General features: G+C 48.8%; 18 protein-coding genes. 5 read left to right on the top strand and 13 right to left on the bottom strand.

The annotated features are described in order from the left end of the window. The first annotated feature begins 17 nt into the window (after window positions 1-17). Window positions 18-548, top strand: coding sequence for a SprT family zinc-dependent metalloprotease (locus K0504_RS05615; RefSeq protein WP_220103193.1), 531 nt, complete (start codon window positions 18-20; stop codon window positions 546-548). Window positions 549-660: 112 nt separating this feature from the next. Here K0504_RS05615 and K0504_RS05610 read toward each other — a convergent pair whose 3' ends face one another. Together K0504_RS05610 and K0504_RS05605 are read right to left on the bottom strand one after the other, a co-directional pair. Then, window positions 661-1,437, bottom strand: coding sequence for a DUF2884 family protein (locus tag K0504_RS05610; protein ID WP_220103192.1), 777 nt, complete (start codon window positions 1,435-1,437; stop codon window positions 661-663). Window positions 1,438-1,597: 160 nt separating this feature from the next. Then, entirely contained in the window at window positions 1,598-2,209 is a 612-nt protein-coding gene (locus K0504_RS05605; RefSeq protein ID WP_220103191.1) for a glutathione S-transferase family protein, read from the bottom strand. Window positions 2,210-2,324: 115 nt separating this feature from the next. Here K0504_RS05605 and K0504_RS05600 point away from each other — a divergent pair, with 115 nt between their 5' ends. From K0504_RS05600 to K0504_RS05585, 4 genes are all read left to right on the top strand, one after another. Continuing rightward, window positions 2,325-2,978: a response regulator gene (locus K0504_RS05600; protein WP_220103190.1), complete on the top strand. Its 654-nt coding sequence runs from the start codon at window positions 2,325-2,327 to the stop codon at window positions 2,976-2,978. Between the two features lie 177 nt (window positions 2,979-3,155). Continuing rightward, the gene (locus K0504_RS05595) at window positions 3,156-4,103 is read left to right on the top strand and encodes a patatin-like phospholipase family protein (protein WP_220103189.1); all 948 of its coding nucleotides are present in this window, start codon (window positions 3,156-3,158) and stop codon (window positions 4,101-4,103) included. A gap of 48 nt (window positions 4,104-4,151) precedes the next feature. Beyond that, window positions 4,152-4,838 (top strand): response regulator transcription factor, encoded by a 687-nt coding sequence (locus K0504_RS05590; protein ID WP_220103188.1) that lies wholly within the window; start codon window positions 4,152-4,154, stop codon window positions 4,836-4,838. Continuing rightward, complete coding sequence (locus K0504_RS05585) at window positions 4,838-6,241, top strand: sensor histidine kinase (protein ID WP_220103187.1); 1,404 nt, start codon at window positions 4,838-4,840, stop codon at window positions 6,239-6,241. Before K0504_RS05590 ends, K0504_RS05585 begins: the two co-directional genes overlap by 1 nt. An 83-nt stretch (window positions 6,242-6,324) precedes the next feature. On the opposite strand, the gene katG is transcribed toward K0504_RS05585, so the two are convergent. The 11 genes from katG to K0504_RS05530 all read right to left on the bottom strand — a co-directional run bounded on the left by katG (window position 6,325) and on the right by K0504_RS05530 (window position 24,926). Further along, window positions 6,325-8,517, bottom strand: coding sequence for a catalase/peroxidase HPI (gene katG, locus K0504_RS05580; RefSeq protein ID WP_220103186.1), 2,193 nt, complete (start codon window positions 8,515-8,517; stop codon window positions 6,325-6,327). 632 nt (window positions 8,518-9,149) lie between these two features. Then, window positions 9,150-11,024, bottom strand: a complete 1,875-nt coding sequence (locus K0504_RS05575) for a methyl-accepting chemotaxis protein (RefSeq protein WP_220103185.1) — start codon at window positions 11,022-11,024, stop codon at window positions 9,150-9,152. A gap of 168 nt (window positions 11,025-11,192) precedes the next feature. After that, a complete protein-coding gene (locus K0504_RS05570; RefSeq protein WP_220103184.1) occupies window positions 11,193-14,627 on the bottom strand; it encodes a hybrid sensor histidine kinase/response regulator in 3,435 nt (1,144 codons plus the stop codon). A 108-nt stretch (window positions 14,628-14,735) separates the two neighbouring features. After that, a complete protein-coding gene (locus K0504_RS05565; RefSeq protein ID WP_220103183.1) occupies window positions 14,736-16,025 on the bottom strand; it encodes a sensor histidine kinase in 1,290 nt (429 codons plus the stop codon). Beyond that, window positions 16,018-17,289, bottom strand: a complete 1,272-nt coding sequence (locus tag K0504_RS05560) for a sigma-54-dependent transcriptional regulator (RefSeq protein ID WP_220103182.1) — start codon at window positions 17,287-17,289, stop codon at window positions 16,018-16,020. Before K0504_RS05560 ends, K0504_RS05565 begins: the two co-directional genes overlap by 8 nt. A 12-nt stretch (window positions 17,290-17,301) precedes the next feature. Next, window positions 17,302-18,513 (bottom strand): FtsX-like permease family protein, encoded by a 1,212-nt coding sequence (locus K0504_RS05555; RefSeq protein ID WP_220103181.1) that lies wholly within the window; start codon window positions 18,511-18,513, stop codon window positions 17,302-17,304. A gap of 9 nt (window positions 18,514-18,522) precedes the next feature. Further along, entirely contained in the window at window positions 18,523-19,809 is a 1,287-nt protein-coding gene (locus K0504_RS05550) for an ABC transporter permease (RefSeq protein ID WP_225917985.1), read from the bottom strand. Window positions 19,810-19,820: 11 nt separating this feature from the next. After that, complete coding sequence (locus K0504_RS05545; protein ID WP_220103179.1) at window positions 19,821-20,543, bottom strand: ABC transporter ATP-binding protein; 723 nt, start codon at window positions 20,541-20,543, stop codon at window positions 19,821-19,823. A 63-nt stretch (window positions 20,544-20,606) separates the two neighbouring features. Continuing rightward, a complete protein-coding gene (locus tag K0504_RS05540) occupies window positions 20,607-21,878 on the bottom strand; it encodes an efflux RND transporter periplasmic adaptor subunit (protein ID WP_220103178.1) in 1,272 nt (423 codons plus the stop codon). A gap of 550 nt (window positions 21,879-22,428) precedes the next feature. After that, a complete protein-coding gene (locus tag K0504_RS05535; protein WP_220103177.1) occupies window positions 22,429-23,118 on the bottom strand; it encodes an exonuclease domain-containing protein in 690 nt (229 codons plus the stop codon). Further along, on the bottom strand, window positions 23,118-24,926 hold the full coding sequence (locus tag K0504_RS05530; protein ID WP_220103176.1) for a DUF294 nucleotidyltransferase-like domain-containing protein: 1,809 nt from the start codon (window positions 24,924-24,926) through the stop codon (window positions 23,118-23,120). Before K0504_RS05530 ends, K0504_RS05535 begins: the two co-directional genes overlap by 1 nt. Window position 24,927 lies beyond the last annotated feature (1 nt).

The following is a 24,927-nucleotide window of genomic DNA, read 5'->3' as shown; positions in this document are numbered from 1 at the left end:
TGAGACGTCCGTACACCATGGCTCGCTCCTCTCAAGCTCAACATTTCGCAAACTGCCGGTTGCAAGCCGAAGCTGACTGGCAGGCGCCGTTGCATTCAAAAATGGCGCAATTATTAACGCGTGCCAGTGAATCCTTTGAGTTTGAATTCAAAACGCCGGATTTGGTGTTTGATCAGCGTGGCACCAGCGCGGGGAGCGCTCGTTTGCAGAGCCAGATCTTGCGTTTAAATCCGGTGTTGCTGGTGGCTCAGCCAGAGGTATTTGTCGAACAAATTTTGCCCCACGAGTTGGCTCATTTATTGGTTCACCAACTGTACGGTAAAGTTGCCCCTCATGGCCCGCAATGGCAGCACATGATGACCGCTGTGTTTGATGTAGTGGCCGAACGTACCCACCAGCTTGATGTAAGCGATTTGCAGGGGCAGCAGTTTTTGTATCGCTGTGGTTGCCAGCAACATGCGCTGACCATTCGTCGTCACAATAAAGTATTGCGTGGGGCTAGCTATCGCTGTCGTTTGTGCGGTGATGCATTGCAGCCACTCGGTTAGTGACTGTGCGTTGCCTTCGGGATGAAAGGTTGCAACATGCTCGCTTGTCTTGGGCGTGACTCGATATTTAGATATCGAAAGTCCGGCCAGAGCAAGCGAGCAATGGCGCCAACTAGATCTTCACCAGTTTATAATCTTGCAGTTGTGGTATTTCTTGGTGAACTCGAAGCTCCAACTTGTGTAGTTGCTCCGCTTGTTCACAGACTTCAACACCACGTTGTTCAATGGCTTCCGATGAGGTGCCGACTTTATCTTCGATGGCTTGCCCCATTTTTTCCATGCGCTCACCAAAGGCTTCCATGCGCTGCTCAAACGTTCCTTCGTCGCCACTGAATGCTTCAGCTAACATGCTGAAGACAGAACTCAAACCATGTTGCATGGAATCTTCTACAACGGCCTCAATGCCTTGCTCTAGCTCGCGGTCAAAATCACCGTCTTCATGAGCTGCCAAATGGTAGTTTTGTTCATCTTTGTGGAAATAGCGCTCTAACGCTTGGCGTAGCTTGTCGATAGACTCTTCTAACTCACGCTGACCATCGCTATCAATGTTCAAACCTGTGACGACTTCTTGCACCGCTACCATCGCCAGATCGACGGCATCGATAGCCAGCTCAACGACCTGTGGCACAAAGTCGCGGATCTCTTGTTGGTATTCTGAGTAGACAACTTGTTGACTGGCCGTCAGCGTTAATGGCGTGCCATCAATCAGGAGCTGATCATTGAGCATGGTGACTGTTGGCTTGTCTTGATCTAACAGTTCAATGGAGTTTGGGGCTAAATTAACGCCCATTCCCAGATCCATGGAGCAGTTATCATCATCAGCCATGGCATTGCCTGATAGGCCAAAGGTGAGAACGGAGATGCTGGCTGCAAGCAAAATGTTACGCATGATTGAAATCCTTGTTAGCGAATAAGTGAATCATATACCCAATGTTATTAACAAAGAGTGTGCCAAATTTTATTTGCTTGATTTTATAAGGAAAAATATTTCCCCTTGGCGGCTCATTAAGGAATTTAACCAGTCCTTTGGTTAAATTCACCAACATGATTTATCCCGCCATTTCTTTTTCTAAAGCGCTGGCAAGGGAAGGGCGCTGACTGTTGCGCTTACGGTAAGCCGCAAGTTTAGGCGGTAGCTGCTGCTCAAAAGAAACGGCCCAGTTGAGGGTGTGGGTTAGTAAAATATCGGCGACGGTAAAGCGCTCGAATAAGGAATCAGAATCTGGCAGCTGTGGTTCTAGTTCTGCGCAGATCTTTTCAAATTCCCAGGTCGCGGTTTCAAGCATTTGTGGGATCCGCTGTTCTTCTGGCAACGCAAATCGATGCTTGCCCATGGTCCACAACGGTTGCTCCAATTCACTGGTGACCAACTGAACCCAGCGGTGATGGCGGCCCTTATCAGCCATTGATTCAGGTAACAAGATATCGGCACCGTAGCGTTCGGCCAGGTACATGCAAATGGCCGCAGATTCGGTTAGTACTAACTCACCATCGGATAAAGCTGGAATTTTGCCACATGGATTAATGGCTAAAAAAGCTGCTTGGCGATGCTCGCCGGCCTTTAAGTCGAGCTTTTCGTATTGCCAGTCCAGCGCCAGTTCTTCGAGCGTCCAGCTCACTCGTAAAGAGCGGGTACGTGGCGTGCCGTAAAGTTTGATCATCGAGAATTCCTTAGGTTTGGTGATTGACCTTTTACTTTGGTGTTATATAGCTTGAGCTTCGTGGTGCAAGTTGAAATACTGTCGCGCTAATCGCCACCTGTTAGGATGGAACCAAATGCGTTTGGCCGACCAGATTATCATAGCCGACGATCACCCGTTATTTCGTCAAGCTCTCATGCTCACGTTAGAAACTGTACCTGAGCTTACCGGTACCCAATGGTTGGAGGCGGATACGGTTGTTGCGTTAGAAGCCTTACTGGAACACTCCGCAGACGCCGATATGTTGGTGCTGGATTTACAAATTCCCGGCGCCCATGGTTTTTCGACCTTGGTGCATGTGCGTTCGCATTTTCCTGATTTGCCTGTGGTGGTGGTGTCTGCTCACGAAGAAGACGAAAATATTCGCCGCGCCATGCAAGCCGGAGCGTGTGGATTCATCCCTAAATCGAGCGACCCTGAGTTATTACGTGAAGCCATGGTTGCAGTTCTGGAAGGGCAGGTTTGGGTGCCCGACCCGAAAGTATTAGAACAAAGCGGTGATGACGATATTGTTGCCCGTTTATCATCTCTTACGCCGCAACAGCACCGCATTTTAATGATGTTTGCCGATGGCATGCTCAACAAGCAGATCGCCATTGATCTCAGTGTGTCAGAAGCCACCGTTAAAGCGCATGCTACTGCCATTTTCAAAAAGCTTAATGTGCGCAACCGAACTCAAGCTGTTATTGCCGTTGGTCAACTCGATTTAGCTCAATTCCAAGCTGAATAGCTTCCTTCATTCATTCTGGGCTGACTCGCCTTGAGTTGGCCCATTGTTTTAAAGCCCTACTGTTAAAAGAGAATGCTAGCGCTGTCGCGTTGCTGCTCATCCGAACTCACTGGTAGTTCTGTTTTATCTATCAAAACTATCAAAATTACTCGATATCTAGAACCATCTGACTGATCTATGCTCTCTGTATCGACTCTCCATGATGCAGCAGGCCAGCGCATGCAACGCAGCAACAAATCAACCACACATTTCGCTAAGCCGCTTAGTGGCCTAGGGCTGGTAGCGGAAGGTGGCGGGCAGCGCGGCGTGTTTACAGCAGGGGTATTGGATAGCTGGCAGTTGGCTGGTTTTAATCCTTTTGAAGTGCTTGTTGGCACTTCCGCTGGGGCTCAAAACATAGCGAGTTTTTTAAGCCAGCAAACAGGCTATGCCTATAGTTTGATTGCTGATTTGACGGTTTCCAGTGACTTCTTTAATCCTTGGCGTGTGCTGACAGGAAAAAACGCCATGGATCTGGATTGGTACTTTGGCAAAGCAGCCACCGACAGCTATCAATTTGATACGCCTCAGGCGCATCAAAATGCCAAAGGCAGAACCGTTAGGTTTTCTAGCTCTAATCCGAAAAATTTTGCCACGCGATTAATCGATCCGCTGCAGGAAGGTTGGTTAAATTCGTTACGTTATTCCAGCGCCATTCCCTATTTGTATAAATCTGATTCACTGATCGACGGTGGTGTGACGGCGCCCATTCCCGTGCAAGAGGCGCATGCGTTAGGGGCGCAAACGATTGTGACGATTCGCACGACCAGCGGTGCTCAACATGCGATGCCAAAGCTGTTTGATAAGATTAAACCCTTGGTGTGCAACAAGAACCATTGCCTTCATTTTATGCGCATGCTGAAACAACATCAGTCTGCCTGTGAGCAGGCGGAGCATTTTATTAGCCAGCCGCCAGCACAAGTGACTGTGTTCGAAATTAAGCCGGAAATCGCTTTGCGAACCAAGGTGCTGGGCAGTTCACATGACGATATCGTCGCGGACTACAAGCAGGGATTTTCTATTGGCATGCGCTTTATCAAAACTCATCAGCACGATCTGATGCAAGGTAAGCGCGCCGTTGCTTAATTTTTAACGCTTAATCGATGGCCGAATGATTAAACACGACAGGAATGTATGACTCCTAATATCCTTATTGTTGATGACAAGCTGACTGTTCAGCAGTTACTGATCGATTTTTTATCGGCGCAAGGCTTTGCCACACTTACTGCTTCCAACGGCCTTGAGGCCATTGAAAAAGTGAAAAGTGGTAAGCCCGATCTGATCTTGCTCGATTTGATGATGCCGGTCATGGATGGTTCTGAGTTCATTCGAAAATTCCGCGAAAATTACGGCACACCAGTGATCGTGATTAGTGCCAAACGGCAAGAGAGCGATATTGTTGCAGGCTTTGATTTAGGGGCCGATGACTACATCACTAAACCCTTTGGCATGATGGAATTACTGGCGCGCATCAAAGCAGTGCTCAAGCGAGCTAATGTCGACTTCTTTCCTGATTCGAAAATCGCAGCAGGGCCGCTGACGGCTGATTTGGTCAATAACGCGGTGTCTTGTCAGGGGCAATTGGTGGATTTAACGAAAGCTGAATTCGCTTTACTGGCGGTCTTGCTTAAAGCCAAAAACCGTTCAGTTGATAAAGCCAAAATCTCTAGTCAGTTAATTGAACAAGGCTTTAGCGGCAGTGAGTCCACCTTAAAAATTCATATTCGTAACGTGCGCCAAAAATTAGCCCCGTTACTTGATGGCCAAGCTGAAATTGAGTCGGTGTTTGGGGTGGGCTATCGACTGAAGGTGACATTCTAATGCGCTGGCCAATTCGCTACCAGCTGGTCGCAACCTATCTGCTCGTTAGCATGCTAACGGCTGGCGTCACATACGCTTTGGTGCTGTTCACGTCGGAGCAGCGCATCAATACATTGACGCTTAAATACCAAACCAAAGAAATGAAGCAGGAAGTGATCGCTTGGTATAGCACTGAGCAGCATTGGCAGGGCTTTGAGGGATATTTTCGAGAATTGCATCCACCGAATTTTAAACAACCCAATGTGCAGTATGAAGATGATGGTACGGCTGGTAATTTGGTGTCAGAAAATGCCCAACGCCCCAAGCATCATGGCATTGTTACGGCAGATAATATTGCATTAATTCCCTACTTGGCTTTTAACGTTGGTGACTATATTCCACCTGCTTTTTTGTTAGATGCCGAGCCAATCCAATACAACCAGCAACTCATTGCTTGGATTATCCCTCCTGAGGCGACGGGGCTGAGGCTATCATCACAGCTCAAAGTGTTTCTGGCCAACATCCATCAGATCTTATTTGTGTCGGTGGCCATTGGAATTATTGCCTCATTGATACTGGCGGTTTGTTTGTCGCGCTGGCTACTCAAACCCATGCATTCATTGCATTCAGCCATGTCGTCTATGGCCAAAGGGCAATTGTTTCAGCACGTGCCGGTTACTGCAAAAAATGAATTGGGCGAGCTGGCCCAAGGCTTTAATCAAATGAGTAGCAGCATTGCCGAGGCTGATCGTAAACGGCGTCAGCTTGCTGCGGATATTAGCCATGATCTCGGCACGCCGCTGCAAGTGATTTCCGGCTATGTTGAGATGGCTCAGGCGGGCGATGTTGATTTATGTAAGTCGCGCCTCGATGTGGTTGCTTCGGAAGTGAAGTTAATCGAACGGCTGATTGATGACATGAATCTGCTGGCTAAAACCGATTCGCAAACGTTGTCGCTCACTATGTCTGAAGTACCGGTTCAACTCTTGTTGCAGCGCGTTCATCAACGCTTTATGCCGAGTTGCGAGAGCAAGCAGATCGAGTTTGTATTGCAAGCCGAAGAGCCTTTACCCACATTGCCGCTCGATGAAGAACGGATGCTGCAAGTGCTGGGTAACCTAATCACCAATTCCCTCAAACACACGCCCAAAGGCGGCCGCATTACGTTGCGGGCAGAGCAAACGGCCGAGTATTGTGAGCTGTCTGTGATTGATAACGGTGAGGGAATAGACCCGAGTAAATTGCCGTTCGTGTTCGATCGTTTTTATCAAACGGATACGGCCAGAGCGAATGTCGAAGGTAGCTCGGGATTGGGGCTTAGCATCGTGAAAGGGCTGCTAAAAGTGCAGGGGGCAAACATTACTGCCTACTCTGATGGGCAGCTAGGGGCTCGATTTACCATTCAGGTTCCGTTGCCTGCTTAATACTATTCGTGTGCAACACGAACTGCTGAAGCTATAAAAAAAGGGTGACCATTGGTCACCCTTTTTAGTCTCAAATGAACGAGTTACTTGATATCGAAACGATCAGCGTTCATCACTTTGACCCACGCTGCAACAAAGTCGCTCACGAACTTCTCTTTCGCGTCATCGCAAGCATAAACTTCTGCCAGCGCCCGTAACTGAGAGTTTGAACCAAAGGCCAAATCAACACGCGTTGCGGTCCACTTCTTCTCGCCGGTTGCTCTATCAACACCAATATAAGCACTGTTGTTTGGACACACAGGTGACCACTCAGTTGACATGTCGGTGAGGTTGACGAAAAAGTCGTTGGTCAACACGCCCGGCGTTTTGGTGAATACGCCGTGTGGAGTGCCGCCATGATTGGCGCCAAGAACACGCATGCCGCCGACTAACACTGTCATTTCTGGTGCTGTTAGCGTTAGTAATTGGGCTTTATCGAGCAACAGTTCTTCTGCCGGTACCGAGTATTCTTTCTTGCTAAAGTTTCGGAAACCATCCGCCACCGGCTCTAGCACATCGAATGACTCAGCATCGGTTTGCTCTGCAGTTGCATCGGTACGGCCAGGGGTGAACGGTACTTCAACTTCTTGGCCTGCCGCTTGCGCAGCCTGCTCAATACCAACGCTACCGCCTAGCACAATCAAATCAGCCAAAGACACTGACACGCTTGAAGCCGCTTGGATGCCGCGATAAACAGTCAGCACTTTTTCTAGCTGCTCAGGTTGGTTCACTTCCCAACCTTTTTGTGGCGCAAGTTGAATGCGAGCACCATTAGCACCGCCACGGTAGTCGGAGCCGCGGAAAGTGGCGGCAGAAGACCAAGCGGTATACACCAACTCAGCAACAGACAAACCGGATTCTGCAATTTGGGCTTTCAGCGCTTTAATGTCATCAGCGCCAATCACTGGGCCAGTTTGAGCTGGTACAGGATCTTGCCAAATCAAATCTTCGGCTGGCACTTCTTCACCCAAATAGCGGCTCTTAGGACCCATATCGCGGTGAGTAAGCTTGAACCAAGCGCGAGCAAATGCATCGGCAAATTCATCAGGGTTCTGATGGAAGCGTTTGGAGATGTCGCCGTAAATTGGATCCATGCGCAGCGACATATCTGCTGTGGTCATGATGGTTGTCACTAATTTAGAGGCATCATGGGCCTGAGGCGCTTTATGCTCATCAGACACGCCAATTGGCACCCATTGCCAAGCGCCAGCTGGGCTTTTAACTAGATCCCAGTCGTAGCCAAGTAGCAAATCAAAATAACCGTTGTCCCATTGGATTGGGTTGGCTGTCCACGCGCCTTCAATGCCGCTGGTAGTAGTGTCGTCGCCGCTACCCGAACCATGAGCATTTTTCCAGCCAAAGCCCATTTCTTCGAGCGGAGCCGCTTCTGGCTCAGGACCCATTAGCTCAGGATCGCCCGCACCATGACACTTACCAAAGGTATGGCCGCCAGCGACCAATGCTACGGTTTCTTCGTCATTCATGCCCATGCGAGCAAAGGTGTCACGCACATCTTGACCGGAAGCCAAAATGCTTGGGTTGCCGTTCGGGCCTTCTGGGTTGACGTAAATGAGGCCCATTTGCACTGCGGCTAATGGATTTTCCAAGTCACGCTCACCGGAGTAGCGTTCATCACCGAGCCACTCGCTCTCTGCGCCCCAGTAGATATCTTCTTCTGGTTCCCAGATATCTTCTCGACCACCAGCAAAACCAAAGGTTTTCAGGCCCATGGACTCGATAGCAACGTTACCCGCTAAAATGAATAAGTCGGCCCACGACAAGTTTTTGCCATATTTCTTTTTGACCGGCCAAAGCAGGCGACGGGCTTTGTCTAAGTTGCCGTTATCTGGCCAGCTGTTAAGCGGCGCAAAACGTTGGTTGCCTGTATTGCCGCCGCCGCGACCATCGGAAGTACGGTAGGTGCCCGCAGCGTGCCACGCCATACGGATCATAAACGGACCATAGTGACCGTAGTCGGCAGGCCACCAGTCTTTGGAGTCGGTCATCAGGGCTTCAATGTCTTGCTTAACTTGCTTCAAATCTAGTGATTTGAAGGCTTCCGCATAGTTAAAGTCGGCACCGAGGGGATTCGATTTCGTGTCGTTCTGATGAAGAATTTTTAAGTTAAGTTGGTTTGGCCACCAGTCGACGTTCTTCGTCGCTTTGCCACCCAACGTTGTGTTACCACCATGCATTACAGGACATTTGCCTGATGCTTTATTTTGTTCGTCGCTCATCTGGATCTCCACTTGCGTACCATCTATACAATGAAACAAAATCAATGGGCCAAACTACCACTTCACAAGGCTCTATTGGTTTAGAAAAAGTTTAGTCAAACCACAGAGATGACCTAGATCAAAGGTTGCGATCTACGTATTGTTTTTGGGTTTTATTTTTGTTGCCGCGTTGGTGTTGTGGCGGATTATTTTGTTGCGTTCTGGCCGTTAAAATTCATCTGGTTGACTGTCGATTGGCCTGTACCTGAAATTGGTGTCTAAAATGAGACAAAATCTCTGCAAATGTTCCTGTTGATGCAATGTTTGCAGGCAGAATTAAAGGGAAAAATTAGTCTGGTTGTACTGCCATGCCTCCGGCTCAACTGACAAGAAATCGATATAGAGCCCAATCTAAATTTGAAAGCATTTCGTTGCTCGCCACTGGCTTCAATCAAGCGAGTGTCAGCGCATCGCTGATTCGCTCCAAAAGCTATCAACAAATCTCAACTCATTTGAGCGGGATTATGCTCGTCGAGGATGTTTTTTGGGAGGGCTAGACGTGTTTTTCAGGGCAAATTCAGGCTAGCAGTTTAACGCTTGTTGCTGGTATGAAAGCCTCCATTTGCCGAAGCAAATAGAGGCTTTTTTCATGGCTAGACCTTAAAGAAGGTCAGCTCGTCTTGTTGATTCTGGGCAAGCTGAGCCAGCTCTGCAGACGCTTGTAGGGTTTGGTTAATCGCCGCTGCGTTTTGTCGCACCAGATCGAATGCTTCGGTTGTGCTTCTCGAAATTTCATCGGTCACACTGGTTTGTTCTTGTGAAGCGGTTGCAACGAGCGCATTGATTTCGGAAATCGCTTCAATGGCCTGTGAAATATCTTCAAACGATGCTTTCACTTGATCCGCGAGCACTACCGAGTCTTCAATCAGCTCAACGTTGTGCGTCATGTTGTCGCTGGCTTTTGCTGATTGATCCTGCAGCTTAGAAATAATGTCTTGGATGCTCACCGTCGATTGTTGCGTTTTCGACGCTAGGGCGCGTACCTCGTCAGCAACGACGGCAAAGCCTCGACCAGCATCGCCGGCTCGAGCGGCCTCAATGGCGGCGTTCAATGCGAGCAAGTTGGTCTGCTCGGAGATGCCATTAATGACTTCAAGCACCGAGCCAATCTCAATTGAAAATTTGCGCAACTCATTAATGATGTCCGCTGTTGCCGCGACTGAGCTGTTGATATCACCCGATAAGGCGATGTTTTTCTCTAGTGTTGCCTTACCGATATTTAGACGGCTGAGGCCTTCTCTGGTTTGTTCTTCGGCGTTAATCGCTTTACTACTGACTTCTTGTGATGTGCTAGATAACTCATTGATTGCCGTCGATATTTGTTCAACCTGAAGCTTTTCTTGCTCCATGTTGCGTAGGGTTTCGGTCATGACCACATTCAACTGATCGGAGGCACCAGAAACACGTTCTGAAATCCCCAAAGAGTTTTTCACAAGATCGGATAGCTGAGTAGAGAAGGCAATAACGGAGCGATAGATGCCGGTGTCGTTTTCGGTATTTGCATGGCTAATTGAGATATCGCCTTCGGCCATTTTTTCCATCAATGACGCAATTTCTTCTGGCGCGCCACCCACGGGTTTAAGCACTAAGCGGTTCATCACAATCAACAAAATGCCGCAGGCAATGACAAAGCAAACAAAACCAATGAGTAGCGACGATAGCAGTTGGCTTTGCGCACTTTGAGTGATTGAGCTTTTGTTGACGACGGTAATGTAGTCCCAGTTACTCACCGGCTCATTACCCCAGAAAGCGCTCATTTCGACTGTGGCACCATCGACCTCAGCCGCGTAGCTCAACTCCTGATTGTCTTTGCTCAAATCATCGAATTCTGGCTGTACTTCTTTTACTAAGGTGCCAAATAATTCCTGATCCGGCGCGCTCACCAGTTTCCGGTTGTAGGAATAGATGAACAGATCTTGCCTGTTTTTTATCTCACCCAGAATGAAGTCCAAGTGCAGGGTGGCTGAAACAGCAACATCTTGATTGACTTTATAAGCAATGGCGAGTGAACGTTTACCATTGTTTTTGTTGGTGTAGGCCGTTGATACAAAGAAGGTTTTACCTTCCTTGAAAAGAGCGCTGTAGTAGCTGCGTTTTAGGTAATTTTGCGTCGTCTTTTTACCGTCTTTTTTATACACCGCACCGGTTGTATCAAACAGGTAAACGCCATTGACTCGGCCACTCAACACGTTGGCAATGTCTTCCAAGCTGGCTTTGTTGCTATCGCTGAGGTTGTCGGCGCCAGGTTGGTGATTGCTAATTTTGATCGAGGACAGCACTGATTCATAGCTGTGGAATTTCTCAGAGATCACTGCTTCCAAAGCCAAGTTTTTCTCTTGGATCACTTGTTTGTTCAGCTCAATGCTTTCGGAGCGAAACGCCAGAAAGTCGAGTAAAGCAATCACCAGAATAATTGACGCTAAGATTGCGCCAAGGGCTATTGAAACTTGTAATCTAAATTTTTTCATTCCAGAAATCCCTTTCGGTTTATCAGGCTGGTACAAAATATGAAAGTGCGCAGTATCCGGCCTTACACTAGTCCTTACCAGCATTATGACCGATTATTAAGGTATCGATCAGAATTTCGTTTACTGGTGAGTTGCCCCCTTAGAAAGGGGGCAACTTCCTAAAGCCAGTTATTTACCTTTTTCTTCCAATTCGGCCAGCGAGCGTTGGATCATAGCGCGCAGACGGGCAGGCTTAACCATCTTACGCATAAACCCGTAGCCGCGCGCTTCAGCATCTTGTTGCAGGCCTACCTTGCTATCGGCAGTAATAAGAATACCGGGAATATCGACGCCGCAAATTTGGCGTACCGAGTCCATTAGCTGCAAGCCTGTTTCGCCATGATCAAGCTGGTGATCGACCAGCATGATGGCAACAGGCTCTTCGCAGCTTTCTACCACGCTAATGGCTTGCTTAATACTGTAGGCGGTTAATACGTTCGCTTGCCAGCTTTCTAGCAGAGCGGCCATGCCATGTAATACCGCTTCATCATTATCGACACACAACACGGTGCGGTCTGAAATCATTTCGAATCCAGGCCGGCTCATTGGTGCCGCCAGTTTAGCGGCGGCTTTAGTCGGGCAAACGCGCGGTACACGAATAGAGAACATGGAGCCATGATCGGGCTGCGAGGAGAGTTGGATATCATGGCCTAAAATCCGACAAAAACCTTGCGCAATGTTGAGGCCCAAACCTAACCCGCGAGAGCTCACGTGCTTTTGAGCTTCGAGTCGAGTAAAGGCTTCAAAAACGGTTTGATGTTGCTCGGGGTCAATGCCGGGGCCGGTATCAAATACTTGAATTAACATTTCACCCTGATGGCGGCGACAGCCCAGTAAAACTTTGCTGCCACTGGCATAGCGGAACGCATTACCCAGTAAATTCTGCAAGATCCGGCGTAGTAGTTTGAGATCGGAGTGTAGCCACATGCTGTTACTTTGAACTTTGAAATCAACCTCGTATTGGGTTGCCAGCGCGCTAAATTCGCGGCTTAAAATGTCGAATAAATCGCGCACCGCAAAGCTGGTGGTAACGGGCTTAATACGGCCCGATTCAATTCGAGCAACATCGCCCATATCGTTGAGCAATTCGCTGGCAGTGGCCAATGATTTGTTGAGGTTGGTTAACAGATCGCGGTGAATCATGGTCAAATCTTGTTGTTGACCCAGCGCCGAGCTGAATAAGCGAGCCGCTTCTAACGGCTGCATCAAATCATGGCTACAGGTGCGCAGGTAATGGCTCTTGTTGTAGTTGGCCTGCTCCAATGCCTCATTCACTTCCTGTAACGCAAAGGTGCGCTCTGTTACTCGAGTTTCGAGCTCTTCATTAGCCCGTTGTAAGGCGTGTTGTGCTTCTCGATAGACCGTCACATCGGAGAAGGTCATCACAAAGCCGCCAGATGGCATTGGGTTACCCCGAATCAGAATTACTCGCTTGTCGGGCAGCGTTCGTTCCGATGTATGTGATGTGCCGCGTTGTAAATGGAGGATTCGGGCTTGTACCAACTCTTCCACTTCGCCTTCGCCACATAAGCCTCGGGTGATGTTAAAGCGAATCAATTTGCCAATGGGCGTACCGACTTCAACCATGTCATCTGGATATTGAAACAAATCGAGATAGCGTTTATTCCAAGCCACCAAGCGTAAATCTGAGTCGATGACCGACATGCCTTCGCCCGCATTTTCAATGGCGCCTTGCAATAGGGTTTGGCTAAACTCAATCCGCTCCGACGAGGTTTGTTCGACCAGTTGAGCAATCTCATCGAGGGCAATATCGCGCCCTTCGAGTGCCGATGACAGCAGTAATTTGGCCGAACTTGCGCCCATCACACTACCCAGTAAGCGTTCTGAATGGGTCAACAAGGTTTGCTGGAAGCGCGCCGAGCCGGGTTTGATCTCATGGTTGCGCATGCTGCGCTCAAACTGCAAAAACGTTGCTTCGGCGCGGCGATCCCCCACAAAGCGAGCGGCCAGTGCTTTCATCTCCGTTACGCTAATTTGACTAATGCGGCGCGGTAATTGGCTTTCGGGATTATGGCGCTCTTGAAATTGGCCGGCTTGAATACGTTCAACCACAGTCGGGCGTGCCCAGTTACTGCCAAACCATAAACCAAACACGTTGGAGCCTAAGCTAAACAAGGTTCCTGCAGTAATGGCCGATAGGCCGGTGAATTCCAACCAGGGTGGCACGGCCAACACGCCAAAGTGAGGGAACACCACCCACAACAGCCAGTTGGTGGCGCCAAGTAACAAGCCAAGCGCCACGCCAATACGGTTGGCTTTGCGCCAGTAAAACGCCGCGAATAGACCCGGTGCCAACTGTGCAATGGCGGCAAATGCAATTTCACCCAAGCTCGCTAAGGTATCTGGTGGCGCTAATAGAAATGCGGTGTAACCGAGAATAATCACCAGCACAATCAGACCGCGGCGAATGAATAATACCCGTTGGTTAAAGTCGTCGAAGGTGCGAGCGCGCTGATCAAAGCCACGTTTAAACATCAGTGGCAGGAATATCTCATTGCTGACCATGGTGGCCAGCGCAATGCTCGACACAATGACCATAGAGCTAGCGGCCGACAATGCTCCTAAAAACGCCAACACCGATAACCAGTTGTAGCCTTCGTGTTGCGGCAAAACTAAAACGTAGGAGTCGGCTGCCACTTGTTGCCCCAACAACAAATAGCCAGCCACACCCAGAGGAGCGGCAAAGACAGCGAATACCATTAAATAAGCAGGAAATAACCAACGAGATGTTTTTGCTTCGTCGGTCCCTCGGCTTTCCACCACCATCACGTGGAACTGACGCGGCAGACACAAAAAGGCAGCGGCCACCACTACGGTAGAGCCAATCATCGCGGGTAAGCTTGGCCAGCTTAATTGTTGCTCGGTCATCCCGGCGGCTGCAGCGCTTTGCCAAAGCTCAACGGGGGATGAAAACATCACAAAACAGACCACGATGCCAACCAGCAAGAATGCCAATACCTTAATGATCGACTCAAAGGCAATGGCGAGCATGATACCGGGATGGCGCTCGGTCATATCAACGGTGCGAATACCAAATAGCATGGTAAACGCAGCTAAAACGAGAGCCACCATAAAGCCAAGTTCGGCATTACTAAACGTGGTGGGGCTCATCAGCTGAACACTGTAGACAATGGCTTTAATCTGCAACGCCAAGTAAGGCATGGTGCCAATCAGCGCCACTAGGGTAACGCTCAATGCCAAGCCCTGAGATTTACCGAACCGTGAAGCAATTAAGTCGGCAATAGAGGTCAATTGCAGTTTATGGCTAACCCGCATCATCCGCTGGGTAAGCGGCCAACCAAACAGGAATAGCGCGATGGGACCTAAATAAATGGGCAGATGAGAAAAGCTTGCCGATGAAGCTTGTGCCGAGGTGCCTAGGAAACTCCACGAGGAGCAATACACGCCCAGTGACAAACCGTAGATCCAAGGCCGTATTTTGGCACTGAGTTGAAAGCGTTGTTGATCGCCAAACCAGGCTAATAAAAACAGCAGACCGATATAGCCGAAGCTGATCACTATAAGTTGCAACTGGCTCAACATAAGTTGCTAAATCCCAAGCTCAAAATAACTTGTAAGACCTTGGCAGGATGGCGCAATGAGGTCAAGCTAGCAAACCGACTAAAGCTCGCAACATCACACTTGGTGGAATCAATTCATTGGCAGGTATAGCTGAACTTCTAGGCCTTTGTTCATACCGTTGCGCAGTGATAGACGACCGTTATGACCATCGATAATTTCTCGGCATAAAGACAAGCCGATGCCTGAGCCACTAGGCTTTGTGGAAAAACCTGGAGTTAGTGCTTTGGCCAGGATATCTGCTGTCATACCAGGTCCTTTATCGGCAATGATGATTTGCAGATAACGATCGCTGGTTGTATTAACTATTACGCTTACCTGTTGCTCTGGTTCGGCCTCATGGGCGTTTTTCAGCAGATTAATTAATACCTGTTCCAACTGTTGCGGATCGGCTGAAATGATTTGATGCTCAGCGTTGTTGACTAGCTCGAAATTGTACATACCCTGTAGGGTTTCCAATATGCTCAGCGCATCCACCGGTATTTTGTTCGGCTCACGGATCCGTGCCAATGCACTGTAATCTTTAATGAAGTCGGCCAAGTGAGCAATGCGCCTGGATATGGTGGAGAACACTTTGTTTAAGCGTGGCTCATCAAATTTTTCGGCCAACAACATCCCGCTATGACACATTGAACTAATCGGTGCCAGTGAGTTATTCAATTCATGATTCATCACCCGGACAACCTTCTTCCAAGTGTGTAATTCTTTCCGATTAAGCTCATCGGTCATGGGTTTAAAAATGAACAGTTCATGACGCTGACCATGCAAACGCAGTCGTGATCGACTTAAGTGCCAGGCCTGTGGCTGTTGAGTCGTGTCTAGCATCGAAACAAAACAGCCCTGTTCAGAATCTGTGATTTGTTGTAGCTCCGGCGCACGTTGTTGCAGCAAGGAACTCCAACCTAACTCATCGCCAACTTCATTCGATTGCAAGAAAAAGTGCCGCGCAGCTTGGTTGGTAAAGACGATTTTATCGCGGTCATTGACCAGCACAGTTAGGGTAGAAGAAGCGTTGATGACTTTATCGAGCAGCAACTCGCGCTGATACAGGTATTGCCGTTCTTGCCTGAGTTTTGCTGCGGCCTTATTGAATAAGCTAACCGTTGGTTTTGCTGCGGCGACTTTGGGTTCGGGCAAACTGGTAGCAAAGTCGCCATCTTGTAGGCTCAACAAGCCATCATTTAGGCTTTGTATCAAAACTTGCTGCTGGTGGCTGTAGACTTTTATTGCCCTAACCATCAGAACGACTATTACACTTGCTAAGCCCATCAGTAGATATTTTTGATGAGGCCAAAGTAACAGCCAGCTGGCAATGAGGAGGCTATTGAGAGTAAGCAAATAGGCGAAAAAGCGACTAGTCATGCTGGCTCAACTGATACTTTTCAATTCGCCGATAAAGCGCTTGACGGGTTAACCCAAGAGATTCGGCAGCTTTTTTGATAACCCAGTTGTGCTCGGTAAGGGCTGACTCAATTTGTTGTTGCTCAGATTGCACCTCTATTTGCTGTTGTTGACCGAAGTCATCAGCTTTAAGTTGTCCGCTGCTGCTAAATACAACTGCCCGCTGACAACAATTCTGCAGCTCGCGGACATTGCCTGGCCATGGCTGACTAATGAGCCATTGCTTGGCGCTATCTGTTAACTCATGCTCGCCAATAAACAATTGCGCCAGTGGCACTATATCTTCTTTGCGCTGACTCAACGCAGGCACTTGCAATGACACCACATTCAGGCGGTAATACAAGTCTTCACGGAAGGTGCCTGTACGAATCGCAGCTGGTAAATCGGCGTTGGTCGCGGCTATAACGCGAACATCAACAGTACGAGTTTGGCTTGAGCCTAAGCGTTCATACTCGCCCGATTGCAGCACCCGCAGCAGCTTCATTTGACCACTTAATGACAAGTTACCGATTTCATCCAAAAACAAGGTGCCACCGTCTGCGGCTTCAAATCGCCCTTGTCGCGTCGAGTTTGCGCCGGTGAAGGCACCGGCTTTAGCACCGAATAGCTCAGCTTCCATCAACTCTCCCGGTAATGCGCCCATGTTGACCTTGATCCAAGGTGCAGAGGAGCGTTCGGATTGCGCCTGTACGGCATCGGCAATGACTTCTTTACCGGCTCCATTTGGCCCGGTGATCAGCACGTTAACGTTGGCTTGAGCAACTTTCGCCGCTTGTGCAAGTAATTGCTTCATGGCTGGGTTGTTGCTCGTCAACCCTGTTACTGGAGCGGCGGATTGGTTTTGTTGGGCTTGGTTGTTGATGTGTTCGCTGACGAGCTCTAGCAATCGCGAGTCATCCCACGGCTTGGGCAAATAGTCGGTGGCTCCAGCTTTGACTAGTTCAACAGCGTTGTGCAGGTGCGTCCAGGCTGTGATGACAATGATTGGAACAGTTGGGTTGAGCTGCTTGAGTTTGTAAAACAGCTCTCTGCCTTCGTTGCCGCTGGTTAAACCGTTGGTGAAGTTCATGTCCTGAATTACCAGATCGATTTTGCGCCGCTCCATGCACGTGATGGCTTGTTGCATGGACGAGGCGGTGATCACCTCGTGCTCATGCAAACTGAGCAGCAGCTCAAGTGCGTCGAGAATGTCTGGGTTGTCATCGACAACAAGTACACGTCCCATGTAGTACCTCGATTAAACCGTGCGGGTGGCAATGACAGGTGGAATCAAGCTAGTGCGCCACGCAGGGAACCAGGTTGATAGTGAACCAGAGACAAAAACAATAACGAAAGCAGCCAGATACAGCAATACGTTCGGCTTGCTAATGTCGATTTGTCCGCTCAATCCAATGTTAATGGCTAGCATAACCGCGACGCCGAGCACACTGCCAAGCAAGGTAATTAACCAGTGCTCTGCCATCACGTAAAACAGAATGTCTTTACGAGTGGCGCCCAGAGCCCGACGGATACCAATTAGGCGACGTTGACGGAAAACATGAAATTGAGCGTGAGCAAAACTACTGATGGCAGTGACAATTAGCATCAATACACAGAGGATGGTAAACAACCCAACCAACCCATTATCTTCCTGATAGAACTCTTGATGATGTTGAACCATGGAAAACACCTCAAGAATATCTCGCTCTGGGTGTACCGACAGTAACGCATCCTCTAGCAAGTTTGCGGTTGTTTGTAGTTTTTCTGGAGCGACACGCAGCAAATAGTTTTGTGGAATATCAGGAATCGCTAGATCTTCGTTGTAGAAAACAGCGTATTGCTTCTCTTCTGGGTTACCGGGCATGGTGACAAAATCACTCACAATTCCCACCACAAAACCAGCATTGATCTCCTGGCCTATTGCAGACTCATTACCAAATAACTCGCGTGCCAGAGATTGGGTGATAATGGTGCTTGGCGTTTCCTGGTCGCGCATTTGCGGAGAGGCCTCGTCAAATAAACGGCCCTCAACTAAATGCAGCCCCAAGGTTTCGAAAATATTATTGCTAGAGAAGTAATACGGCACAAAATTAAGTTGTCTATTTTCCAGCAATTTTTCCGGTTCATCGCGTTTGATCACTGAGCCATTCCAACCACCCCATTGGATCGGCAACTGGTTTAATTGGCTTACCGATGTAACTCCCGGAAGCGCAGACAATTTGGCGATATCTTGATGCAACACTGAGCGGTAGAAATCTTCATCGCGAAAAGCGCCAGAGGTTGGTAGTAGTTGAACAATCAATAATTCATCTTTATCAAAACCCAACTTACGCTTCATCTGGGCGTTTGTATCGAGTGCCATAATGCTACTGTTAACGACCAACCCTAGGGTTAATGCCAACTGCAGAATGAGTAGGAATGTTGCAAAACGGCGATGCAACAGAGACTTAATCAATGCTTTGATATTCATAACGAATTCCTATTTCATTTCTGCAGAAATACTGGCGCGATTGGCGCGCCATAATGGATAACCTGTGCTCAACAATGCTGTTAGTAGTGCAATGGCAAAGCCTTGCCCAAGCACTGCAGGTTCAAGTTGAGCGATGGCTTTTAAATTTGGCAGAAGCACAACAGAGCAGGCGAGGAACAACCAACTTAATAACAGCGCCAAACTACCTGCGATTGATCCAACCAGCATTGCCTCGACAAACCCTTGGCGAAATAGTTGATTGCGACTGGCTCCTAATGCGCGGCGCAGGCCCATTTCCGATTTGTCATCATGGTACTTCGCCAGTAGCAGGCTACTTGCGTTAAATACACATACGATTAGAAACAACATGGTTGCAATGGAAAATGCGAGTAGACGTTGATCTACAACTTTCAATTTGTCAGCCCACTCGTGAACATTTTTCAACTCGTTGTTAATCGCCAACGGATGTTCTCCGGCGTCTTTGAGTTGCTGACTGTAGTTATCAAGATATTGCTGAAAGCTGTCTTGTTGCGCTGCGCTGTCGAGTTGAGCCCACAGAGATAAATAGAAACGGTTATGTGGCCGAGAGCTGGCCATGTCTCCGCTATAGTCAACGCTTGAGCTGCGTCCATTAACGCCCCAATTGTTATCAATTGCAGTTTCTAGCGGTACGAATAAGTCATCTGTTGGCCGAAAGGCGCTATCTTGCTCCATGTGATAGAAACGAGGACGCAGTGTCCAAGGCTTGAGAACACCAACAACCGTATAGGGTTTACCTTCAATCTCCACCGCTTTGCCAACTGAGTTGCTGCCACCGAATATCTTGTCATTTAAATCACTGCCCAATACCACTTCGTTACCTTCTGCACTGCTGAGACTGCGGCCGTAGGCAAATGGAGCATTGGTCAACGCAAAAAAGTCTGGGGTGGTCGCTCGCGTGTCGGCGGCAAAACGGGTTAATGATTTTGCATCTAGCGACTTGGTATAAACGCGGGTTTGATAATGAGCAACAACCTTGGTTGGGATGCCGCTGGAAAGTACCTGTTGCGCATCGCGATAACGTGTCACGAACAAAGGTTGTTGGTGCGGCGAATCTTCATCTGGCCAGCTGTTAAGCGACACGTGAAACAAACGATCGCTTTTTTCCGGAATTGGATCGGCCGCCATAGATTGGTAAAGCGCCATGTTTGATGCCAGAGCGCCAACACCAATGGCCAAGGTAAGAATCACCATGCTGTAAAGCGTCGGAGAGCGTTTCAGGCTTCGCAGGCTAAGCATTAAATAGTAGTGCCACATATTACAGCTCCTCACGCCAATTCTGCTTCAGACTCAACTGAAGCGCTTACCGATTGAGGTTGGTACACCCGATGGTCGGTCATTTGGCCGTCAATGATTTGGACATTGCGTGGTACCGAGCGGGCTTGGTCTGGATCGTGGGTCACCATAATGATGGTGGCACCGTCTTTGTTCAGATCGTGCAGCAGCTCCATGACCTGTCGAGCCATGAGGGAGTCGAGATTACCGGTTGGCTCGTCTGCGAGAAGTAATTTCGGTTCGCCGGCTAAGGCGCGAGCGATGGCGACACGCTGTTGTTGACCACCAGATAGTTGGCTTGGTAAGTAGTTCATACGCGACGCCAAGCCTACTTTTTCCAATGCTTCTTCAATACGACGCTTTCGCTCCTTGCCGTTAAAGCCGCGGTAGCGCAGCGGCATATCAACATTGTCGAACAGGCTGTAGTCGGGGATCAGGTTGTAGTTTTGGAAGATAAAACCAATCTTTTCATTGCGTAGGCGTGACAACTGATTGTCGCTTAAGCCCTTCACCGATACGCCATCAATACTGTATTCGCCTTCATCAAACTGATCGAGGAGTCCTGCAATGTTCAAAAAGGTAGATTTGCCTGAGCCAGAAGGACCGGTAACTGCAACAAATTCGCCAGCGTTAACACTTAAGCTAAAGTCGTTCAGCGCGTGAGTTTGAATGGTTTCTGTTCGATAAATTCTTGATACGTTCTGCATAGATAACATGGCTGAAATTCCCTTCACGTTGTTTGGCATATCTGGTTCATTTAACAATTAATAATTTGTTTGTTAGTCGATTAGCTTGATTTGGGCTGTATCGACAAAGTCTTCATAGCTGCTGGAGATAATTTGATCGCCTTCATTCAAGCCAGACACAATCTCGATGTAGTTGACGCTGGTTGCGCCAAAGTCAACTGGCTGTTGGCTTGCTAGTAGTTGCTCGTCGAGGCGATAGACTTGTTGTTGCTTGGATGAAGTGAGAAATGAGCCGCGACGCACCATCAATACATCAGGCTTTTTCTCAAACTCTAGGCGGGCGGTGACTCGTTGATTCTGGCGCAAGCGTAGAGACGATGATGCCGGAACGGAGACTCTTACCATCACTTCACTAGCTTGAATTTCTGGTGAGATGGCTATCACTTCACCAACTATTTTTTCGCCAGAAATGGTCATGCTAACGGTGAGCCCTAAGCCGAGATCTTCGGCATAAAATTCCGGTACACCGATTTCGGCTTCATAGCGGCTTAGGTCGACCACAGTCATTAGCGGTGTACTGTCTGGCACATTGTCTTTTTGTGCCACAAGCCAGTTGCCGATCACCCCTGATACCGGCGCTTTGATTTCTGTTGCTTGTTTGCGGCGGGCTAGCTCATCAAGCGCTAGCTGCTGACGGGCAATGGCCATCTCACGTGTTTTCTGCTCAAAGGCTAAACGCTCTTTGGCGACATCAACTTTGCGCAGTGCGTGCTTGTATTGCACTTGCGCGGCTAAAAGTTTGTCTTGATTTTGTGCCCATTCCTGCTCGCTAATAACCTGCTTTTTGTATGAAATATCGGTGCGCTCTTGCTCGCGCTGTGCTGCTGTTAGGTTGAGCTTGGCTGTATCAAGGGCACGCTCTAAATCTAGTTGTGCTTCGTTATTAGCTAAGCGGCCGCGACTTGCGTCGATGCTCAGCTTGTCCAATTCGGACTGAGCTTGTTGCAACTGAGCATCCAGCTCTGGGCTGGCTATGGTCGCAACGCTCTGGCCTATCTGAACACTATCTCCAGGTTTAGCAAGAAGGGTAATCACACCCGGCTCAGAGCTATAAAGCTGAGGTGCATTGGCTGCAATTAGTCGGCCAGATACAGCAATATCGCGAATTAAGTCGCCCCGAAAAACCTCGGTAGTTTGTACTGAATCCAGACTCACTCGCTTGCCGCCACTATGCCACAAAGCGATGCTTGGCAGGGCAACAGTCAACGCAACACATGCAACCACAGCAGCTGCGAGGTAGCGCCAGCGCTTATTGTTTTTTGTTGGAGTAATTACTGTGTCTTGGCCTTGGGTTCCGTCAATCATGGCTGTGTCCTTGGTAAATCATTTCATCTGGCAATGAGGTTGCAACCAAGGTGCCAAAATGTGGCGTGCTATTAACTGTTTGTTTTTATTTGCTTTACGTTGTTACGTTGAGGGGGTAAGTGTCCGGTCGGACACTCCGCTGTGTCCGCGACTGTCCGAGTGTACGGCACGTACATTCGTCTAAATGTATTGGAAGAATACTCCCGAATTGAGCTTTACTTATTGGGAATCCAAGTAGATAACGGACTGTATATTCAAGTGAAATTTTGTAGAGGCACGCTTTGTTCTTACTTCGCTTATGCGCTAATGGAGATTTACTTAGGGAGAGATAATGGATAAGAAGTTACAAAGGAAGCAACTAACAAATCGATTTGTATTTTTCTGCCACAGAGGCTCTGTGTGCGTCAGCTACTTACATCGGCAATAGGGTGTATCGCTATTTCTCCTCGGTCATTTGATTTGTATTCGTTTACGGTTGATAGGGTAGCTGAACAATCGTATTTCGATATGAATGTATGAGCACATTTTTACGACGCATATATTCAGCCCATTAGGCCAATTGCACCACATCACCTAACGTACTCACTCGGGTTTGATGGGCTTGTTGTGCCATGAGTAATTCGGCGCAAGCAATGGCATCGGTTAGTGCTTGATGGCCTGAAGCGACTGGCAGGCCGTAATTCGCTCGGCAATGATGCAGGCGCAAACGGTGTAAGGGCACCATTGGCGCTGCACGTTCTTGAATGCGTTTTTCGATGGTTTGAGTATCGATGACCAAGAGTGGAATGTGCATACCGAAACATTGCTGAAAAGCTTGCTGCAAAAAGGCTGTGTCGAGCGGTGCGTGGTGGCACACCAGAACACGCCCCGTAAGCGCTTCTAACAGTTGCTCTAACACTTGGGTAAGCGGTAGCGCGCTGGCTAAATCGGCATCGGTTAGATGATGGATGGTGGCACTGTCGCCGACGCCACCGTCAATTTTTACCAGTCGCTGGAGGGCCTTTCCTGCGGCAACCGTGAGGTTGTCCATCACCACAAAACCGGCTGAAACAATCTGATGATGTTTGGGATTTAAGCCGGTTAATTCGAGATCGGCCGCCAACATTGGTTGTTGTGATATCGGCCGACTAAAGTCGCTCGGCAAGGCCGCTAAATAGTTGGCAATAATCAGGTTTGGGCGGATGTTTAGACACCGCCTGGCTTTTCTAAGCTGCCGTTTCAGCTTAAGTTGTAGCCACATTAGCTTCGCCCTCCGGCGAACTTCAACAGCACGGCTTGTTGTGCTTGTTCAATGAGGGCAAAACATTCTTTTAACTGGTGGCGTTGTAAGTCGGTCAGTTGCTGGGGCTTGAGTAGCGTTTGTTGCTGTTGATTGAGGCTTAAACGCAGACCTAAAAGAAATTGCCAGCATTCAATTAGGTTATTGCTATCGGTTGTTGATAGCGATCCTGCCTGCTGCGCGGCTTGCAAGCGGCTGGCAACATCAGCTTGTTCTGTGCCCGCGGCTAAACCGTATACCCGGCTGATCTCTACCAGTGGTGCCAGTGCTCGTTTTTTCAATTCGATGCCTTTCGTCCCTTTGCCGTCGCGCTCTAAGATCAAGCGGCCAAATAAGCCAATGGGTGGTTTTTGTGCCACGGCATTACGCGCTAGCAGAGCAAGGAAAATTTGGTCTTTTTGACATAGCTGACGTAGCTCGGCGTGCAGCTGCTCCGCTAAACCATGGGGATCTATGACGGCTCGAAAATCAAAGAAAATACTGGCATTGAGCAGGGCTTTTGGATCACCACTTTGTTGCCAGTGTTTAAATTTTGAAAGCCATTCAAGGCGCGACAACCGATACGCTGGATTGCTGGCCATGATGTCACCGGGGCAGGTGACAAAGCCACACAGGTCGAGGCTTTGGCATACTTGCTCGGCCAGCTGTTGAAAGTAATCTTGATGCTCAGGTAACGGCGGCTCGGCCAGTAACAAGCCGTTATCTTGGTCGCTGCTGGCTGACATATCCTGCCGGGCCTGCGAACCAAAACAAAGCCAAGCATAAGCTTGCGGTGGCGGCCCAAGGGTGGCTTCGGTTAAAACCAGAAGTCGGCGACACGCAATGTCGGCCACTAAACTAATTAACTGGCTGATACGATCACTACGCATGCCTTGGCGTAACATGGTTTCAATCAAATCAGGTAATTGTTGACAGCATTGTTCAATTTCTTTGGGACTGTTTTGGCGCGCAATTTCGCCAACCAAATAAAGTGGGTTGGCATGAGCCAAAGCAAGTAAATCCGTGCTGCTGATGAGGCCGACTATCTGATTGTCTTCAGTAACCGGGAGGTGATGTATTTGCTGCGCCGACATGGTGAGCAATGCGTCAATGGCTGAGGCGGTATGCTCGATGGTATGCACAGGGTGGGTCATGACATCATCCACCCGCGTGTCCGGCGATCGTTCTTCGGCCAATACTCGGCTGCGCAAATCTCGGTCGGTCAGCATGCCAAACAATCGCCCGTCGCGCATGACTGCTAACGCAGATACGCGCTCTAACGTCATCCGTTTTGCAGCTTGAGCAATCGTAGTGTCCGGTTTAATGGCCACCAACTCTCGTTTAATAAGTGCTTTGATGCTGGCCTGCAATGAGGGAGTGGCTTTGGGTTTGGCCAACGCTAAATAGCGTTTGCCTGATTGCTGCAAGAAGTCGCTAACAAGTGTGTGATCATTAGCCAACTCGGTAATGGCTTGTTGATCAAACGAATAAACAAGAGCGTCTTGTAGTACTTCTAAATGACTGCCTTGCTGATGGCCTGGTAGGCTTGCGCCAAAGCAGCCGCCGGTATCAATGTGGTCGATAATCTCCGATTGGTTTTTCAACTGAATTGTGCCGCTGCGTAGCCAATGCAACTGAGACTGTTGCAACAGATCACTGGGTTGTTGGCGAGCAAGGTAGCGAATGTGAAGGTGGTTACATAAATCAATAAGCGCCGTTTCCGGTAGTTCCGAAAACGGCGCTGTTTGGCTAAGAAAGGTCAGTACGTCGGGTAATTGTGCATCATCCATT

It is taken from the genome of Neiella holothuriorum (assembly GCF_019457915.1).
Lineage (GTDB): Bacteria > Pseudomonadota > Gammaproteobacteria > Enterobacterales > Neiellaceae > Neiella > Neiella holothuriorum.
Note: the sequence above shows the minus strand (reverse complement) of the source record. Positions and strands in the feature narration are given on the sequence as shown.

Coding starts and splice junctions, on each gene's coding strand:
- K0504_RS05535 (WP_220103177.1), bottom strand. CDS start 23,118: ATGTGGCTACAACTTAAGCTGAAACGGCAGCTTAGAAAAGCCAGGCGG.
- K0504_RS05545 (WP_220103179.1), bottom strand. CDS start 20,543: ATGTTATCTATGCAGAACGTATCAAGAATTTATCGAACAGAAACCATT.
- K0504_RS05610 (WP_220103192.1), bottom strand. CDS start 1,437: ATGCGTAACATTTTGCTTGCAGCCAGCATCTCCGTTCTCACCTTTGGC.
- katG (WP_220103186.1), bottom strand. CDS start 8,517: ATGAGCGACGAACAAAATAAAGCATCAGGCAAATGTCCTGTAATGCAT.
- K0504_RS05605 (WP_220103191.1), bottom strand. CDS start 2,209: ATGATCAAACTTTACGGCACGCCACGTACCCGCTCTTTACGAGTGAGC.
- K0504_RS05550 (WP_225917985.1), bottom strand. CDS start 19,809: ATGTGGCACTACTATTTAATGCTTAGCCTGCGAAGCCTGAAACGCTCT.
- K0504_RS05590 (WP_220103188.1), top strand. CDS start 4,152: ATGACTCCTAATATCCTTATTGTTGATGACAAGCTGACTGTTCAGCAG.
- K0504_RS05600 (WP_220103190.1), top strand. CDS start 2,325: ATGCGTTTGGCCGACCAGATTATCATAGCCGACGATCACCCGTTATTT.
- K0504_RS05555 (WP_220103181.1), bottom strand. CDS start 18,513: ATGAATATCAAAGCATTGATTAAGTCTCTGTTGCATCGCCGTTTTGCA.
- K0504_RS05540 (WP_220103178.1), bottom strand. CDS start 21,878: ATGATTGACGGAACCCAAGGCCAAGACACAGTAATTACTCCAACAAAA.
- K0504_RS05585 (WP_220103187.1), top strand. CDS start 4,838: ATGCGCTGGCCAATTCGCTACCAGCTGGTCGCAACCTATCTGCTCGTT.
- K0504_RS05560 (WP_220103182.1), bottom strand. CDS start 17,289: ATGGGACGTGTACTTGTTGTCGATGACAACCCAGACATTCTCGACGCA.
- K0504_RS05530 (WP_220103176.1), bottom strand. CDS start 24,926: ATGGATGATGCACAATTACCCGACGTACTGACCTTTCTTAGCCAAACA.
- K0504_RS05570 (WP_220103184.1), bottom strand. CDS start 14,627: ATGTTGAGCCAGTTGCAACTTATAGTGATCAGCTTCGGCTATATCGGT.
- K0504_RS05595 (WP_220103189.1), top strand. CDS start 3,156: ATGCTCTCTGTATCGACTCTCCATGATGCAGCAGGCCAGCGCATGCAA.
- K0504_RS05615 (WP_220103193.1), top strand. CDS start 18: ATGGCTCGCTCCTCTCAAGCTCAACATTTCGCAAACTGCCGGTTGCAA.
- K0504_RS05565 (WP_220103183.1), bottom strand. CDS start 16,025: ATGACTAGTCGCTTTTTCGCCTATTTGCTTACTCTCAATAGCCTCCTC.
- K0504_RS05575 (WP_220103185.1), bottom strand. CDS start 11,024: ATGAAAAAATTTAGATTACAAGTTTCAATAGCCCTTGGCGCAATCTTA.